This is a genomic window from Streptomyces sp. NPDC056987, from assembly GCF_042673865.1.
In the GTDB taxonomy this organism is placed as follows: domain Bacteria; phylum Actinomycetota; class Actinomycetes; order Streptomycetales; family Streptomycetaceae; genus Streptomyces.
Window position 1 is genome coordinate 328,905 of record NZ_JBHURV010000004.1, and the last position, 17,512, is coordinate 346,416.

Below are 17,512 nucleotides of genomic sequence, written 5' to 3' on the forward strand. Positions count from 1 at the left end.
GTCCGAGAAGTTTGATCTGCAATTGTCGCCCCGTTGCCTTCCTGATGCGACCGATGAGTGGGTCTCTACCTCAGCGATGATGACCGCCTACTCGTAGGTAGGGCGACCGAGTATGGAAGCTTTGATCTTCCGGCTGGGAACTTGGCTCATTCTCGACCCTCGGCACCGGACATCACGCCACGACGAGACGAGAGCGCGCCAAAGTTCCGGCAATTTTTCGTCACAGCAAACAAAAGGCGGCAGGCTCTCGGCAGTGCCTGCCGGGAGCCCCGCCGGGCACCGCCGGTGACCGGATCCGATGCCCCGCCGCCTGTCCGGGCTCCGAACAGACATCGCGCCGCCCGCAAGGAACCGGTGTCCGGCGCTCCCCATCCGCGAGGATCCCGGCCTATGCACATGCCGAGGCGTACGGCATCGACGAGCCGCACTGTTCCAGCCGGTGACTCCGCACGTCCTGGGTGTCGAGAAGGGTCCGCGGGCCCTTGGTCATCGGCTAGGACACGGCGGAGGGCGAAACAGTTCCGGGAGGGTGTGGTCGAACAGTTCTCGGGGTGCGGGACCGAACGGTTCTCGGAGGGGGCGGGCCGTAACGGGCCGTGCCGGAGCGGCACTTACGCCATCGCTACAGCACCCCCGCTAGGCTGCGGAGACCTGTGCGAAGGCCCTCCCGTGGGAGGGCCGTGCACCGCGCGTAGAAGAGCGCCCCCGGCAGGACTCGAACCTGCGGCCAAGTGCTTAGAAGGCACCTGCTCTATCCACTGAGCTACGGGGGCCGAAAAGGTGGCCTCGGTGACCTGGAGCCCCTTGTGGGTGGTTCCGTGACCTTGCCGGGACAAGGATAGGGCTCCGATCACCCTGACCCGGTTGCTTCACGTGCGTGGCACGTTGTGGAGGTTCAGTGAAGCGAACCGATAATCGCAGGCAGGTGCGATTCGTGCATCGCTTTTGGGCTCTGGCGCACCGGGTGTTGTGCACTCGTTATGCCTGCGCCCCACTCGTCCCGTCTGTCCCGAAGCATAACCGGCGCGCAGAGGGGTTCATACGCTTCAAAAAGGCTCCAAAATTGGGCATTCTTCGCATGTGGTGACCTTGGATGTACGGCCCCAGCTGATCGACGCACTTTCCGCACTGCGCGACCGTGTCGCCGCCGTGCGTCTGCCACTGCCCCTCACCGGGGCACCACGCGCCCGGCAGACCCGGGCCGAGCTGCTGGCGCAGCTCGACGACTATCTGCTGCCGAGGCTCCGGGACCCCGAGGCGCCCCTTCTCGTGGTCGTCGGCGGCTCCACCGGGGCCGGAAAGTCCACGCTGGTCAACTCCCTTGTGGGGCGGCGGGTCAGCGAAGCGGGGGTGCTGCGCCCCACGACACGTACCCCCGTACTGGTCTGTCATCCCGAAGATCACCACTGGTTCGCCGGTATGCGGGTGCTGCCCCATCTCACCCGCGTCTGGCTGCCCCAGCAGGAGGAGGACCCCGGCACGGGACCCGGCGGCGACGGCGCGCCCGGCACGGAGCAGAACGCCCTGCGCATCGACACCGCCACCGCGCTGCCCCGCGGGCTCGCCCTGCTCGACGCCCCCGACATCGACTCCCTCGTCGTGGAGAACCGGCTGCTCGCGGCGGAGTTGATCTGCGCCGCCGACGTGTGGGTGATGGTGACCACCGCCTCGCGGTACGCGGACGCCGTGCCGTGGCACCTCCTGCGTACGGCCAAGGAGTACGACGCGTCCCTCGTCACCGTCCTCGACCGGGTACCGCACCAGGTGATCGACGAGGTGTCCAGGCAGTACGGGGCGCTCCTCAGGCGGGCCGGGCTCGGCGACGTGCCCCGGTTCACCATCCCCGAACTGCCCGAGTCGGCCGGTGGCGGGCGCGGGCTGCTGCCCACCACCGCCGTCGCGCCGCTGCTCGCCTGGCTCGCGCACCGGGTGCAGGACCCGGCCGCCCGCCAGCAGGCCCTGGTCCGTACCGCCGCCGGGGTCATCGACTCGCTCAACGCGCGCATGCCGGAACTGGCGGGGGCGGTCGCCGCGCAGTACGCCGCCGCCGTACGGCTGACGGGCGCCGTGGAGGACGCGTACGCGGCCGAGGGGGAGCGGGTACGCCGACAGCTCCAGCGCGGCGCCGTCCTGGCCGGGGACGCGCGCACCCGGTGGCGGAGCTACCCCCGCGACAGCTCGGCGCGGGAGCTGCTCGACTCGCTCGTGGAGAGCCTCGGCGCGCTCCTCCAGTGCGCCGTGGCCGCCGCCGAGGAGCGCGTGGAGGTGGCCTGGCGCCACGAACCGGCCGCCGGGGCACTCCCCGCGCCGGCGGCCGACGGGGAGGCCGTGGAGCGGGTCGGGATGGCCGTACGCCGCTGGCGCCGCGTCCTGGAGGAGCTGGCCGACGAGGAGGTGCGGCAGCACGAACGCAACGCCGCACCCGACGCCGAGACGGTGGCCGCCCTCCTCGCGGCGGCCCTCCTCGGCGGCCGGCGGGCCCGGCTCGCGGGGGAGCGGCTCGCGGAGCGGATCGGGGCGCAGGGGGCGCTGCGGCTGCGCGACCGGGGCGGCGAGCTGATGACCACGTACATCGATCGCGTACTGCACGGGGAGCGCGACCGGCGGCTGCGAGCCCTCGACGCACTTGAGGTGAGCCCGGAACCGCAGGCCGAGTTGATCGCCGCGCTGTCCGTACTCCAGAGGGAAAGGTGATCCAGGTGACCGAGGCGAACGAGGCGAAGGACACGAAGGACGCGCAGGGCGTGACGGACACGAAGGACGGTAAGGGTTCGAAGGCGTCCAAGGCGTCGAAGGTTCCGCGGCGGACCAGGGGCTTCAGAAAGGATCCCCATGGTTCCGGGGACTCCGGGAACTCTGGAGAATCCGGGGCGGAAGCCTCCCGGGAGAGCGCTCAGGAGGCCGCTCCGGGGACCCTTCCGGAGGCCCCGGGGCCGGACGGCGAGGCGTCCGGCCCCGGCGCCGCCGGCTCCTGGGACGACGGGCTGATCGCCCGGCGCGCCGCCGGGAAGGGCGCCACGGAGGACCTGGCGGACCTGGAGGGTCTGGAAGGCATCACCTCCTTCGAGGAGCTGGACGGGCCGCCCGGCGCCTCCGCGGGCGGCGGCGGGGCGCACACCCCCATCGGCGGCGCCTACAACGGGCCGCTGCGGGCCAGGCTCGACGCGCTGGGCGAGCTGGTGGGGCTGTCCAGGACCCGTGTCGAGGGCACCGTCCTCGCCGAGGCGGGCCGCGTACTGGACGAGGCGGCGGCCCGTCGGCGGCTCTCCGCGTTCCACACCGTCGTCGCCATCGCGGGCGCCACCGGCAGCGGCAAGTCGACGCTGTTCAACGCGCTGGCCGAGGTGCCGATCTCCGAGACCGGCCTGCGCAGGCCCACCACCTCCGCCCCCATCGCCTGCGTCTGGTCCGACGGCGCGGCCGGGCTGCTCGACCGGCTCGCCATCCCCGGACGGCTGCGCCGCAGGCCGCTCGCGGGCGGCGACGGCGACGAGGAACTGCACGGCCTCGTCCTCGTCGACCTCCCCGACCACGACTCCGCCGTCGTACGCCACCGGGACCAGGTGGACCGGGTGCTCGCCCTAGTCGATGCCGTCATCTGGGTCGTGGACCCCGAGAAGTACGCGGACGCCGCGCTCCACGAGCGCTATCTGCGGCCGCTCGCCGGGCACGCCGAGATCACCTTCGTCGTCCTCAACCAGATCGACCGGCTCCCCGGCGACGCCGCCGACCAGGTGCTGGACGATCTGCGCCGCCTCCTCGACGAGGACGGCATGGCCCTCGGCGAACACGGCGAGCCCGGCGCCACCGTCCTCGCGGTCTCCGCGCTGACCGGACAGGGCGTGGGCGAACTGCGCGAGATGCTCGGCCGGTTCGTCCGGGAGCGCGACGCCGCGGTGCTCCGGATCACCGCCGATGTGGACGCGGCGGCCCACAAGCTGCGCTCCGCGTACGTCGCCGAGGGGCGCGCCGGGCTCGGGGAGCGCTCCCGCGAGCAGTTCACCGACCGGCTGGCCTGGGCGGTCGGCGCCGTCGCCGCCGGTGAGGCGGCGGAGCGCGAGTGGCGCAGGAACGCCGGGCGCGCGTGCGGCACACCGTGGCTGCGCCTGTGGCGGTGGTACGAGCGGACCCGCACCCCGGGCGGCGGCGCGGCCCCGGCCGCCCCGGTCGTCGTCGAGGACGAGCTGACCGCGCGCCAGCGCGTCGAACAGGCGGTGCGCACGGTCGTGGAGGAGGCGTCGGCCGGTCTGCCCGAGCCGTGGGCGCACTCCGTGCGCGAGGCGGCCGTACGGGGCGCGGAGGGGCTGCCCGAGGAACTGGACGAACTGGCGGTGACGGCGGGCCCGCCGCCGGGACGGCCGCCACGCCCGGCCTGGTGGCCCGCCGCCGTACTGGCCCAGGCGGCCATGACCCTGCTCCAGATCTACGGCGCGCTCTGGCTGATGGGCCAGATCATCGGCGTGCTGGAGCCGGGACTGCTGCCGCCCGTGCTGGTCATGCTCGCCGGGATCGTCGGCGGTCCGTTCGTCGAGTGGGCGTGCGGCGCGGCGGCCCGGGGGCCCGCGCGGCGGTACGGGCAGGACGCCGAGCGGCGGCTGCGGGAGGCGGCGGCGGGATGCGGACGGGCGAAGGTGCTCGACCCGATCTCGGCCGAGCTGATGCGCTACCGGGAAGTGCGGGAGCAGTACGTCACGGTCTCCCGGGGCGGCGGCTGAGCCCGGCGCCCACGGGCCGTCGCCGAGCCGTCGCCGAGCCGTCGGCGGGTCGTCGGCGGGTCGCGCGCGGGTCATGAACGGGAGCGCCGTCACTGGATCGAGTGACGGGGTTTTCCACAACTGACAGGTAATACACAGGCGCCAGCACATTCTTTCCGTCCGGTCCAGCATGGGATCAGTCGAATGCGGCCGGACGGGAGGCAGATTATGAACGACACGGTGGTAACGGTGGTGGGGAATGTCGCCACAGGGGTGGAATTCAGGGAGTCGGAGACGGGCGGGGCCGCGCGGTTCCGATTCGCGGCCACCGCGCGCCGCTGGGACCGCGCGCGCGGCGCGTGGACGGACGGGCCCACGAGCTTCTACACGGTGTGGGCGCGGCGGACACTGGGAGTCAACCTGGCGGCGTCGGTCTCCGTGGGCGAACCGCTCGTGGTGCACGGCAGACTGCGGGTGCGGGAGGACGAGTGGGACGGGCAGCGCCGGACGTCCGTGGAGATCGACGCGGTGGCGGTGGGCCACGACCTCAGCCGGGGCACCTCCGCGTTCAGGCGGCTGACCAGGACGGCCCCGGCCCTGACCGAGCGTCACGGACCGGCGCCGGAGCGGCAGGGGACGGGCCACGAGCCGCCGGGGGAGGAGGCGCGGCACGGACCGCCGCGGGGCGCGCCCGACCCGGTCGCCGTCCCGACTCCCGTTCCCTGAGGGGCGGTTGTGGAGATTTTTCGATACTCTCGGTCACCTTCCATGTGTGAATCGGCCACTGGATAACGATTCCGATTCGGAACGGGTGCCCCGGGGCTTGGGCGCCTTCCGCGGTTCTCGGCGTCCATAGGATTCACGGGTACTCACTGGGCACTTGAGTCTGCAGGCGAGGCGACCCCCCACGCGTTCCGCGCGAAAGTGCCTCGCCCGAAGGGGAATTCTGTGTTTTCTGCGATATCTGAGTCCTCCGCGCGGCGGCGGGTCGTGGCTCGTCTCGCCGCCGCGGTTCTCGCTTCGGGTCTGGTGGCGCTGACCTCGCTGACCGGTGCCGGTACCGCCGTGGCCGACGACGGCTCCCACTACCAGGGGGGCGCCGCCGCGACCCTCGACGGGCTGAAGACCTACGACGAGGCCGTACTCCACACGGGCGGCAAGGAACAGCGGTTGCCCGCCGGGCTGTTCGAGATGACCGTCGACGGCGGCGGCAAGCTCAAGACGTACTGCATCGACATCCACAACCCCACTCAGGACCAGGCGAAGTACCTGGAGACCCCCTGGGCCGAGACCTCGCTCGACGCCAACCCGGACGCGGGAAGAATCCGCTGGATCCTGGAGCACTCCTACCCCCAGGTCGACGACCTCGCGGCGCTCGCCGAGACCGCGGGGACCGGCCCGCTGACCCAGCGGACCGCGGCGGCCGGCACCCAGGTCGCGATCTGGCGCTACTCCGACGGTGTCGACGTCGACGCGAGCGACCCGGCGGCCGAGAAGCTCGCCGACTGGCTGGAGAAGAGCGCGCGGGACGGCGCCGAGCCCAAGGCGTCGCTCACCCTGGAGCCCGGCGTCATCTCCGGCCGGGCCGGTGAGCGGCTGGGCCCCGTGACCGTACACACGGACGCCGCCGGGGTCACGGTGACCCCGCCCGCCGACGCCGCCGCCACCGGCGTCCGGATCACCGACAAGGACGGCGCGCCCCTCGCCACCGCGGTCAACGGCACCGAGCTGTACTTCGACGTGCCCGAGGACACCGCCGACGGCACCGCCTCCCTCGGCGTGCAGGCCACCACCTCCGTGCCCGTCGGCCGCGCCTTCGCCGGGGTGACCAGGAGCCAGACCCAGATCCTCGCCGGGTCCAGCGACTCCACGGTCTCCGCTACGGCGACCGCCAACTGGGCCGCGGGAGGGCCGATACCCGCGGTCACCGCGCGTAAGAACTGTGCCAAGAGCGGGGTCGACATCACCGCCGCCAACGAGGGTGACCAGCCGTTCGTCTTCGAGATCGCCGGCGAGGAGCACACCGTCACGCCCGGCGGGTCCACCACGGTCGTCGTCCCGGTCGGCGAGGACGAGACGTACGGCATCACCGTGACCGGCACCAACGGCTTCTCGAAGACCTTCGACGGCGTCCTGGACTGTGTAACCACGGGCAACTCTGACACCGTCACCCAGCAGGCGTCCGGTCAGCCCGTCCCGCTCTCGGCCGGCGGCTCCTCGACGGGCGCCACCGCGACGGCCGGCGCCACCGGTGCCGTGACCGCCACGGGCGACCTGGCCGAGACCGGCTCCTCCGCCGCCACCCCGGTCATCGCGGGCGTCGCGATCGCCCTCGTCCTCGTCGGCGGCGGAGCCGTCTACTTCCTCCGCAAGAAGAACGACCCTGCCGGAGAGTGAACGGCGCGGAGTGAACGATCGCGGGCTCTGAGTGACCCGCCGCAGGTGATGGCCCCCAGGACGCGCGGACGCCCCGGGGGCCATCCCCGTGCCGTCACGGAAAACCCGCCGCCGTACGCGCCCGGACGGCCGCGCCGGCGCTGTCCGCGCAGCGGTACTGGTTTCCTTCGGGGGATGGACGTACGGCAAGATGGGGTGTATCTGCCCTCCCGCGGCGGAGCCGCACATTGGCCCTTCTCGATTGCCGGACGGTTTCTCTTGGCTGAGTACATCTACACGATGCGCAAGGCGCGTAAGGCGCACGGCGACAAGGTCATCCTCGATGACGTGACGCAGAGCTTCTTGCCGGGTGCGAAGATCGGTGTGGTGGGACCCAACGGCGCGGGAAAGTCCACCATCCTGAAGATCATGGCCGGTCTGGAGCAGCCGTCCAACGGTGACGCGTTCCTGACCCCGGGGTACACCGTCGGCATGCTCCTCCAGGAGCCGGAGCTCGACGAGTCCAAGACCGTGCTGCAGAACGTCCAGGACGGCGCCGCCGAGATCATGGGCAAGCTCAACCGCTTCAACGAGGTGGCCGAGCTGATGGCGACGGACTACTCCGACGCCCTCATGGAGGAGATGGGCAAGCTCCAGGAGGACCTCGACCACGCCAACGCGTGGGACCTGGACACCCAGCTCGAACAGGCCATGGACGCGCTCGGCTGCCCGCCCGGCGACTGGCCCGTCACCAACCTGTCCGGTGGTGAGCGCCGTCGCGTCGCGCTCTGCAAGCTGCTGCTCGAAGCCCCCGACCTGCTCCTCCTCGACGAGCCCACCAACCACCTGGACGCCGAGTCCGTGCAGTGGCTGGAGCAGCACCTCGCCAAGTACCCCGGCACCATCGTCGCCGTCACCCACGACCGGTACTTCCTCGACAACGTCGCCGGGTGGATCTGCGAGGTCGACCGCGGCCGTCTCCACGGCTACGAGGGCAACTACTCCAAGTACCTGGAGACCAAGCAGACCCGCCTCAAGGTCGAGGGCCAGAAGGACGCCAAGCGCGCCAAGCGGCTCAAGGACGAGCTGGAGTGGGTCCGCTCCAACGCGAAGGGGCGCCAGGCCAAGTCCAAGGCCCGTCTCGCCCGTTACGAGGAGATGGCCGGCGAGGCCGACAAGATGCGGAAGCTGGACTTCGAGGAGATCCAGATCCCGCCGGGCCCGCGGCTCGGCAGTGTCGTCGTCGAGGTCGAGAACCTCTCCAAGGCGTTCGGCGACAAGGTCCTCATCGACGACCTGTCCTTCACGCTGCCGCGCAACGGCATCGTCGGCGTCATCGGCCCGAACGGCGCCGGCAAGACCACGTTGTTCAAGATGATCCAGGGCTTCGAGGAGCCGGACTCCGGCACCATCAAGGTCGGCGACACCGTCAAGATCAGCTACGTCGACCAGGGCCGCGGCAACATCGACCCGAAGAAGTCGCTGTGGGCGGTCGTCTCGGACGAGCTGGACTACATCAACGTCGGCCATGTCGAGATGCCCTCGCGCGCCTACGTCTCCGCCTTCGGCTTCAAGGGCCCGGACCAGCAGAAGCCCGCAGGGGTGCTCTCCGGCGGTGAGCGCAACCGCCTCAACCTGGCGCTCACCCTCAAGCAGGGCGGCAACCTGCTCCTCCTCGACGAGCCGACGAACGACCTCGACGTCGAGACCCTCTCCTCGCTGGAGAACGCGCTGCTGGAGTTCCCGGGCGCGGCCGTGGTCGTCTCCCACGACCGGTGGTTCCTGGACCGCGTCGCCACGCACATCCTGGCGTACGAGGGCGACTCCAAGTGGTTCTGGTTCGAGGGCAACTTCGAGTCGTACGAGAAGAACAAGGTCGAGCGGCTCGGCGCCGACGCCGCCCGCCCGCACCGGGCCACCTACAAGAAGCTCACGCGGGGCTGAGATGGCGCGTCACTTCTACAGCTGCCCCCTGCGCTGGTCGGACATGGACGCCTTCGGGCACGTCAACAACGCGGTCTTCATCAGCTACCTCGAAGAGGCCCGCATCGACTTCATGTTCCGGCTCGCGCCGGGGGACGGCTCGCCGTCGTTCTCCGGCGGGTCCGTGGTCGCCCGGCACGAGATCGACTACAAGCGCCCGCTCGTCCACCGGCACCAGCCGGTGACCGTCGAGTCCTGGGTGACGAAGATCAATGCCGCGTCGCTGACGATCGCGTACGAGATCAAGGACGGCGACCAGGTGTACGTACGGGCCTCGACGGTCGTCGTGCCCTACGACCTGGAGGCGGCCAGACCCCGGCGGATCAGCGCCGAGGAGAAGGCTCACCTCCTGCGCTACCTGGACGACGGCGCCGACGGCAAGGACGACGACGGCAAGGACGCTCTCGCGGCATGACCATGCCTGTCAGAACCCTGGAGTTCGCCGATGCGCGGGAGGCCGCCGACCTCGGTGCCTTCCTCGCCCGGCTGATCCACTACGACCGTGCCGCCGCCGTCCGGCTCCAGGCCGGCGGCGGGGCCGCGGGCGGCGGCGCGCTCGCTGTCTTCGGCCGCCCCGCCTCCTTCGAGGTGCTGGCCATCCGTACGGCCCGGCTCGGCGCCCCGTACGTCCCACGGGCGGAGGCCCCGCTGGACGTGACGGTCTCCGCCGGGGAACTCCTGGACGCCATCGACGCCCCGGCCTCCCCCGGCTCCGCCGAGGACACCATGCGCACGGCGGTCGTTCCGGCCGCCGTCACCGGTCCGCCGTGGGCCGGGGTGCTGCCGCCGCGCGGCGGCTGGCGCCAGGTGGCCGGGCTCCCCGGCGCCGAGTCCGTCCGGCGCGCGCTGGCCGTGGCGGTCGCGGAGTTCCGCGCCAGGGACGAACAACTGGCGCCCGGCGACCGGACGCGCTCCGCGCGCGACCGGATCGGCCGGGAGATCTGGTCCCGCACCCTCGGCGACACCCATCTGCCGCTGCGCGCCGTGCACGCCGCGCAGTCGCTGGGCTTCCTGCGCCCGGTGCGCGCGCTGGTGCCCGCGGGAGCCGCCCCCGAGGAACCGTGGGCGCTGCTGGAGTCCAGCGGCTGGCTCCGGCTCCGTACCCCCTTCGGTTCGATCGCGGTACGGCGGTCCGGACTCGGCGGGCTGACGGTCACGCCGGCCTGAGCCCGCCCTCCCGGAGGGCGGGCACGGGCGTCGCGGGCGGGCACGGCCGGGACGGGCCCCGGGCCGGGGCGGTCAGCCGGCGGTGTTCACCATCGAGGCGGCGGCGTACGTCATGTAGTCCCAGAGCTGCCGCTCGTGCGCCTCCGACAGCCCCAGCTCGTCCACCGCCACCCGCATGTGCCGCAGCCAGGCGTCGTGCGCGGCGCTGTCCACCGCGAACGGGGCGTGCCGCATCCGCAGCCGCGGGTGGCCGCGCCGGTCGCTGTAGGTGCGGGGGCCGCCCCAGTACTGCATGAGGAAGAGCGCGAAGCGCTCCTCGGCCGGGCCCAGGTCCTCCTCGGGGTACATCGGCCGCAGCAGCGGGTCCTCCGCGACCCCCTGGTAGAAGCGGCGGACCAGGCGCCGGAAGGTCTCCTCGCCGCCGACCTGCTCGTAGAAGGTCTGCTCCTGAAGCGTGCCGTGCGGAATATCGTTCACCCGTCCATCGTCTCAGACGCGACGGCCGAGGACCCTGGTCCTAGGACCACCGGTCCCGGGGGGCCTGGGACCACCGGCCCCGTACCGCCGCGGGTCCGCTCGCTTCCCGGGCCGCCAGCCAGGACAGTGGAGAGATGGGCGCACACCGGGCAGAGCCGTACGGCCCCGACGACGCGGCCGCCGCCGAGGCGCGCGCCGGGCTGGTCCGGGAGATCGCGGCGACCGGCGCGCTGGACGATCCGGCCTGGCGGGCGGCGTTCGAGGAAGTGCCGCGCCACCTCTTCGTGCCGTACTACTTCACCAGCCGCCCCGGCGGCTGGGACCGGCTCTGGAGCGGCGACCCCGACCCCGTACGCCGCCGGCGCTGGCTGCGCGGCGCGTACGCGGACGCCCCGCTCGCGACCCGGGTCCGCGACGGCGAGCTGATCTCGTCCAGCAGCCAGCCCTCCCTGATGGCCAGGATGCTGGTGGAGCTGGACGTACGGGACGGCCACCGCGTCCTGGAGATCGGTGCGGGCAGCGGCTACAACGCGGCCCTGCTCTCCCACCGGGTCGGCGACGCGAACGTGACCACCGTCGATCTGGAACCGGAGATCACCGAGTCGGCCCGCAGCCATCTCGCCGCGGCCGGATACCGGCCCGCCGTCGTCACCGGCGACGGGGCGCGCGGCTGCCCCGGGCGCGCGCCGTTCGACCGGATCATCGCGACCTGCACCCTGCCGTCGGTGCCGCAGGTCTGGACGGCGCAGTGCCGCCCCGGGGCCCGGATCCTGGCCCCGCTCGCCACCGGGCTGATCGCGCTGGAGGTCACGGACTCGCCGCACGGCCGGTACGCGGAGGGGCGCTTCCTGCACACCTCCGCCTACTTCGTACCGCTGCGGGGCGTTCCGGCCGGGCGGGCGGGCACGTACCGCTCCCTCGGTGGGCTGCCGCGCCGCGCGAGCGAGAACGATCTGTTCCGCTTCCTGCTGACCCTGACCGCGGGCCGGCTCGATCCGCGCGAGGCGCTCTCGCTCTGGGAGCGCGAACGGCGCCCGGAACGGGAGCGGTACGGCGTCACCGTCGGCGAGCGCGGCCAGTGGGCCTGGCTGGACGACCCGGCGGGCCCGTACGTCTGGCCGCTCGGGCAGACGTACGGACCGGGGACCGGAAGGGTCAGTCGCGGCGGATCGTGATCGTCGTCCAGGCGCCGACATGCACCCGGTCACCGTCCTTGAGCGGGACGGGGACGAAGGGCTGTATCGGATCCTCGGCGCCGTTCAGCGTCGTGCCGTTGGTGGAGTTCTGGTCGACGACCGCCCAGCTCCCGTCCGGCTGGTGCACCAGGACCGCGTGCTGGTGCGAGACGCCCGGGTCCTCCGGCGGCACGGACAGATCGATCTCGGGGGACTCGCCGGTGGAGTGCCGGCGGCGGCCGATCGCGATCTGGTTGCCGGTCAGCGAAAGACGCTGCTCGGGGGAGTACGCGGGCAGGTTCAGCCCGGTGGCCTCGGGGCCGCTGCGCTGCATCATCGCCATGAAGTAGTCACGGTCGGGACCGATGACCGCCGTCCAGGTCGCCGGGCGCTGGTACTGCGGCGCCGGCTCGTGCCGCTGGGACTCCTGCGGGCCCTGGGGCGCCGGTGGCTGGGACACCGAGGACGAGGGCGGCGGGAGCATCCAGTCGTCGTCGCTCCGCTGGGGTCCCGGCGGGGCCGGGGGAGCGGACGACTGCTGGAAGATCGGCGAGACCGGCAGCTGCGACGCGCTCTCCTGCTGGTACGGCGACGGCGCGCCCTCCTGCTGGTAGGGCGGGGGCGACTGCTGCTGGTACGGCGACGGGGGCGGCGGGCCCGGCTGCGGGTAGTCCGGCTGCGGGTAGTCCGGACGCGCGTAGTCCGGTACGGGACGCGGCGGCGCGGAGGGTCCGCCGGGCGGCGCCGACTGGTCGGGCGACAGGGGCTCGGCGGGCCGGTTGAGCTGCGAGGGGCGCGAACTCTGGTACTCGAACGGATCCTGCGGCCGGGACGGCGGCTGCGCCTGGAAGCCGGGCGGCAGATTCAGCCCGGGCACCGGGCCCCCCGCCCCGCCGGGACCACCAGGACCCCCCGGGCCACCGAAGCCGCCGGGGCTCTGGTGCTGCGGGGCCAGCGGGGTGTACGACGTCGCCGTGTTCGTCAGGAAGTTCCAGCGGCACTCCTCGCAGAACGGCGCCATCTGCTCCCGGGGCGTGCGGCACTGCGGGCACAGCTCCGCCTGTCCGGTGGCGTCGGCGCCGCTCGGCGGCGGATAGCCGTAGCCGGGCGCCGGGGGCGGTGGGGGAGGCGGCGGCGGGACGGCGCCCGCCGGGGCGCCGGGGCCGGCCATGCGATGGCCACAGACCTCGCACCAGTCCTCGGAACCCGACTGGTGTCCGTTCGGGCAGGTCGGCATGTCGGCGCTTCCTCCTCTCGTCCGGCCCTCGGGCCGCGTTCTCATCGGGCCCGCAGGCCACTGTCCGGTCCGGCCACGGGGCCGCTGCCGGCGGTCATTTCTTGACGCGAACCGTCTTGGTGGAGCGCGTTTCGAGGGTCATCTCGTCCGCATCCGCGACTTTCGCCTTCAGTCGCACAGTACCTGTCGCCGCGTCGACCACGTCCACCACCTTCGAAAGCAATTTCGCGGTATCGGCGTTTCCGGAGGACGCGGCGAGCTGGACGGCCCGTCCCAGCTTGGCGGTGGCACCATCGAAATCGCCCGACTTCCGGGCATCCAGGCCCTGTTGGATGACCTGGGCCAGCTCGGCCTGGCCCGTGTAGTGGGCGACCTGGGGGTTGATCGAGGTGGAGGCCGCCATGTCGTCCGTCCACACCGCCCGTACCAGCCCCTGGGACAGCACCTCCGGGGAGCCGCCGCCTGGCGCGGGCAGGATCAGCGAGACCCGCGCGGCCAGCATCTCCTGGCCGATGCCCGCCTCGGGGACCCGTACGCACACGTGGTAGTCGCGGGACTCGTCGCCCCAGGAACCGGTCGGGTAGTCCCCGGCCCGCGGCCCCGACTCCGTACGCCTGCCGGTCAGTTCCTCGACGGTCGGTGCCACCTGCTTGACGAAGACGATCTCCACGCCGACCGGCGTCCAGAGCCGCAGGGCGACATCCGCGACCTCCTTGCCCATCGCGTTCTCCATCATCCGCGTGAAGTCCGCGGCCAGCCCGGCCGGATCCGCGACGATGTCGGCCGTCCCGAGCAGCGCGGAGGCGATCGCCGTGACCTCCTTCACCTCCCAGTCCGTACCGACACCGCGGGCGTCACAGGTGAACCGGCCCGCACAGCTGTCGAGCGCCGCCCGCAGATCCTCCGGCGACTCGTGCTCGTTGCGGCCGTCGGTGAGCAGGATGCCGTGCCGGATCGCCACCTCGGCCGAGGCCAGCAGCCGGTCGGTGAGACGCAGCCAGGTGCCGATCGCCGTACCGCCGCCCGCGCTCAGCCTGCGCAGCGCCTCCTTGGCCGCCGCCCGGGTGCGGACGTCGGCGACCGCCAGCCGTCCGTCGCCGGGGTAGACCTCCTTGGCCACATGCGTACCGGCGACGATCGCGAAGGCGACACCGTCGCGCAGCGTGTCGACCGCGGCTGCCGTGGCGTCCCGCGCGTTCCGCATCTTCGTGGGCGGATAGTCCATCGAACCCGAGCAGTCGACCATGATCACCACGGCCGCGTTCGGGCTCTGCCCGGGGAGGGTGGCCGAGGCCGGCGAGGCTCCCGCGAACGTCACGCCGCCGGTGGTCCCGCCACCCGTCGACGTGACCGTGACGATCGCGTTGACCTCCCGCCCGCCCTCCGGCAGGTAGGCGTTCTGGTACACGTCGACGGAGAACTGCGGCACGTTCGACTTGGAGAAGTTCGCCATCTGTATCGGCTCCTTGACGCTCCACACAGCGGAGATCCGTGGGAGAAGTCGGTGAGTGAGATCGGTGGGAGAAGGAAATGAGTCAAGGGAGTCAAGGGGGAGTCGACGGGGAGTCATCGGGGGAAGGGAAGCGCGTGGCGGCACGTACGGCGGGTGCGGTGACGGCGCGGGCAGCGCGGGGCCCGCACCGCGCTCAGGCGGATCCTGCCCCTTGCGGTGGTACGGCGAACGGCACGACGGCCACTGTTACGTTGTCGTGGCCCCCGCCGTCGAGCGCGTGCCCGACCAGCACCTGGGCGGCGTGCAGCGGGCGCTCCGCCGCGTCGGCGGGCAGCGCCCGCGCCATCTCGTCCGCGCCCTCCGCGTAGTTCCACAGCCCGTCCGTGCAGACCACGACCACACCGGGCCGGTCCGGCTTGAACGACGCCGTGTGCGGCTCCAGTTCGTACGCGTCGGCGCCGAGCCACCCCGTGATCGCGTGGGCGCGCTCGTCCGCGTACGCCTCCGCCTCGCTCATCAGCCCCGCCGCGACCATCTGGGCGGCCCACGAGTCGTCCTCGGTGAGCCGGGCGGGCGGTCCGCCGCGGTCGTCGGGGACCCAGTAGGCCCTGCTGTCGCCGATCCAGCCGATGACCAGCAGCCCGTTCGCCACCACCGCGCCGACGATCGTGCAGGCCGGGGCGTTCTGGTGGTGGTGCTCGTGCTCCGTGGCCACCGACCCGGCGAGGGAGTTGACGGCCTCGGCGGCGGCCACGATCGCGTCGTGCATCGCCTGCTGCGGATGCGTACCGCGCTCCAGGGCGCCGAGCAGCGACTCGTTGGCCGACGACGACGCCGCGGCCGACGCCTCGTCCGGGCGGGTCGCCGACGACACCCCGTCGCAGACGACCGCCACCACGGCGGGCGAACCGTCCGGCAGGGCGGCCGACGACACGGCGAACGCGTCCTCGTTACGGTGATGGCGCAGCCCGCGGTCGCTGACCGCGGCCACCGAGCAGAGCTCCTGCTCCATGTGGTCGCGTTCGCGCGGCTGGGCGTGGCCGCAGTTCTCGCAGTAGCCGTCCGTGTCGACGCGGCCCGCGCGGCAGGCGACACAGATCTTCACCCCGGACGGCGCCGCCGCGGCGCCCCTGCGCGGATCGGCCGAGGGGACCGGCGGGGGCTGCGGGGCGGACGGAGCCGGCGGGGCCACCGGGGCGGGTGGTACGGCGCCCGCGGGCGCGGGGAGTTCGAAGTCGCCCGGGTGCTCGGGCAGCCGCGACCCCGCCGAGTCGACACCCGGCACCTCCTCGGGCAGATGGACCGGTACGGGCGTACCGGAGCTGTCCACGCCGGTCGCCGGGGGCCACTCCACCCCGCCCACCGGCCCGCCGGGGCCGGCCGACGCGGCCGGAGTACCGGGAGCGCGCGGCTCCGTCCGCCCCACGCCGTGCATGACCAGCGTGGGGTGATCGTCCGGGCGCTCCCTGACAGCCGACAGGTCGTAGCCGCACCCGCCGCAGAACAGGTCGCCGGACTCCAGCGGCTCCTCGCAGCTCGGGCAGGTCGGCTGGTCGGCCGACCGGTGCATCTGGGACATCAATCACACCCACGTCCGGGGGCGGAAACGGTTGGCCCGCTCCACCAGTTCGATCCTCTCCTCGCCGGGCTCAGCGAGCCGGGCGAGTACCCGGTACGAGCGTTCCAGTCCAAGACGCAGACCACGCTCGTCCAGTTCGCTGCCGAGCAGCGCGCTCCGGGCGGGGCCCGACCCCGGTCCACCGGAGAGTACCCAGTCCAGAGCGGTGCCCAGAACCTCCGTCGACAACTGCTCCCGCCGGACGGCGTCCAGATCGAACTGCTGGAGCGCGGAGACCTGCTGCGCCGCGGCCGTCAGATCGTCGATCAGCGCCGGTTCCCCGCCGAAGCCCCGCCCCTGCCCGGACGGTTGACCCGGGCCGGGGGCGACGGCGGGCGCGGGCGCCGGTATGCCCCGCTCGCGCAGCCGCGCCCGTACGGCGGCGACGCGGGCCGCCGTGTAGTGGATCGACGCCTCGGGCACCGACTCCAGGGTCCGTACGGCGCCGGTCCGGTCCCCGGCGGCGAGCTGCACCCGCGCCAGCCCGAACGCCGAGCTGACATAGCTCGGGTCCGTCGTCCACACCAGACGGTAGTACTCGGCCGCGTTGTCCAGTTGACCCAGCACCTCGGCGCAGACGCCGAGCGCCAGCTTCGGCGCGGGCTCGCCGGGGAACGCGTCGTAGATCGCGTCGAAGGAGAGCGCCGCGACCTCGTGGTCGCCGCTCGCCAGCGAGGCGATCCCCCGGTACCAGACGACCCGCCAGTCGTCGGGGCGGCGCTCCTCCAGTACGTTCAGCGCCTCGGCGGCGGTGGCCAGTTCGCCCATCTCCAGCCGGGCCCGCAGCTCGCGCAGCCCGCGCTCCACGGAGTCGGTGGGAGCCGCGGCCAGCGCCGTGATCAGCTCGGCGGGCGCGGAGGCCAGCAGACCGGCGAGGAACCCGGCGTTCGGATCGTTCGGGTCGACCCGCGGCACGGGCAGGGCCAGCGCGGTCGCCGCCGCGTCGAGCGGCGCGAGCCGGGGCGCGCCGCTCCCGCCCGCGGGCGCGCCGAAGTCGGTCTCCGTGCCGAAGGCGGCTTCGGCGGGACGCGCGGCCTGGGCGGGCAGGGCGGAGTGCGCGGGCAGGGGGGAGTGCGCGGGCAGGGGGGAGTGCGCGGGCAGGGGGGAGTACGCCGCCTGTGCGGGCAGCGCGAGCGGTGCGGGCGCCGGCGGTCCCGCGGGCGCGGCCGGCAGCGCGGCCGGGTCGAGGCCGCCGTACCCGGCGGCGCCCGGTCTGGCGCCCGGAGCGGGCAGCGGGGGCAGCGCGGTCGCGGGGGGGGGGGGGGGGGCCCCCCCCCCCCCCCCCCCCCCCCCCCCCCCCCCCCCCCCCCCCCCGACCCCCCCCCCCCCCAC

The 17,512-nt window shown here is 73.1% G+C and carries 13 protein-coding genes and 1 tRNA gene; 8 read left to right on the top strand and 6 right to left on the bottom strand.

From position 1 onward, the window contains the following. Positions 1–700 precede the first annotated feature (700 nt). A tRNA-Arg gene (locus ACFTZC_RS07530) sits at positions 701–773 on the bottom strand. A 316-nt stretch (positions 774–1,089) separates the two neighbouring features. On the opposite strand from ACFTZC_RS07530, the gene ACFTZC_RS07535 reads away from it, so the two are divergent. The 7 genes from ACFTZC_RS07535 (at position 1,090) to ACFTZC_RS07565 (ending at position 10,220) form a co-directional block, all read left to right on the top strand. After that, positions 1,090–2,694, top strand: a complete 1,605-nt coding sequence (locus ACFTZC_RS07535) for a dynamin family protein (RefSeq protein WP_382887798.1) — start codon at positions 1,090–1,092, stop codon at positions 2,692–2,694. A 5-nt stretch (positions 2,695–2,699) separates the two neighbouring features. Continuing rightward, complete coding sequence (locus tag ACFTZC_RS07540) at positions 2,700–4,715, top strand: GTPase (protein WP_382887745.1); 2,016 nt, start codon at positions 2,700–2,702, stop codon at positions 4,713–4,715. A gap of 207 nt (positions 4,716–4,922) precedes the next feature. Further along, positions 4,923–5,420: a single-stranded DNA-binding protein gene (locus tag ACFTZC_RS07545; RefSeq protein ID WP_382887747.1), complete on the top strand. Its 498-nt coding sequence runs from the start codon at positions 4,923–4,925 to the stop codon at positions 5,418–5,420. A gap of 222 nt (positions 5,421–5,642) precedes the next feature. Then, a complete protein-coding gene (locus ACFTZC_RS07550) occupies positions 5,643–7,091 on the top strand; it encodes a Cys-Gln thioester bond-forming surface protein (RefSeq protein ID WP_382887749.1) in 1,449 nt (482 codons plus the stop codon). Between the two features lie 258 nt (positions 7,092–7,349). Beyond that, on the top strand, positions 7,350–9,014 hold the full coding sequence (gene ettA / locus ACFTZC_RS07555; RefSeq protein ID WP_382887751.1) for an energy-dependent translational throttle protein EttA: 1,665 nt from the start codon (positions 7,350–7,352) through the stop codon (positions 9,012–9,014). 1 nt (position 9,015) lies between these two features. Beyond that, entirely contained in the window at positions 9,016–9,468 is a 453-nt protein-coding gene (locus ACFTZC_RS07560; RefSeq protein ID WP_382887753.1) for an acyl-CoA thioesterase, read from the top strand. Continuing rightward, positions 9,465–10,220: a hypothetical protein gene (locus tag ACFTZC_RS07565; protein ID WP_382887755.1), complete on the top strand. Its 756-nt coding sequence runs from the start codon at positions 9,465–9,467 to the stop codon at positions 10,218–10,220. The genes ACFTZC_RS07560 and ACFTZC_RS07565 overlap by 4 nt, the downstream gene beginning before the upstream one ends. Before the next feature lie 72 nt (positions 10,221–10,292). On the opposite strand, the gene ACFTZC_RS07570 is transcribed toward ACFTZC_RS07565, so the two are convergent. After that, positions 10,293–10,697, bottom strand: a complete 405-nt coding sequence (locus ACFTZC_RS07570; protein WP_382887757.1) for a globin — start codon at positions 10,695–10,697, stop codon at positions 10,293–10,295. A gap of 134 nt (positions 10,698–10,831) precedes the next feature. Between ACFTZC_RS07570 and ACFTZC_RS07575 the strand changes: the two genes are divergently transcribed. Next, the gene (locus tag ACFTZC_RS07575) at positions 10,832–11,872 is read left to right on the top strand and encodes a methyltransferase domain-containing protein (protein ID WP_382887758.1); all 1,041 of its coding nucleotides are present in this window, start codon (positions 10,832–10,834) and stop codon (positions 11,870–11,872) included. On the opposite strand, the gene ACFTZC_RS07580 is transcribed toward ACFTZC_RS07575, so the two are convergent. The 4 genes from ACFTZC_RS07580 to ACFTZC_RS07595 all read right to left on the bottom strand — a co-directional run. Further along, complete coding sequence (locus tag ACFTZC_RS07580; RefSeq protein ID WP_382887759.1) at positions 11,853–13,109, bottom strand: FHA domain-containing protein; 1,257 nt, start codon at positions 13,107–13,109, stop codon at positions 11,853–11,855. The two genes, ACFTZC_RS07575 and ACFTZC_RS07580, sit on opposite strands and share 20 nt — an antisense overlap. Positions 13,110–13,203: 94 nt before the next feature. Then, positions 13,204–14,562 (bottom strand): VWA domain-containing protein, encoded by a 1,359-nt coding sequence (locus ACFTZC_RS07585; RefSeq protein WP_382887761.1) that lies wholly within the window; start codon positions 14,560–14,562, stop codon positions 13,204–13,206. Positions 14,563–14,755: 193 nt separating this feature from the next. Then, positions 14,756–16,141, bottom strand: coding sequence for a protein phosphatase 2C domain-containing protein (locus ACFTZC_RS07590; RefSeq protein WP_382887763.1), 1,386 nt, complete (start codon positions 16,139–16,141; stop codon positions 14,756–14,758). Between the two features lie 3 nt (positions 16,142–16,144). Beyond that, positions 16,145–17,512, bottom strand: a 1,368-nt coding sequence (locus tag ACFTZC_RS07595) for a tetratricopeptide repeat protein (RefSeq protein ID WP_382887765.1), incomplete at its 5' end; no start/stop codon positions are given.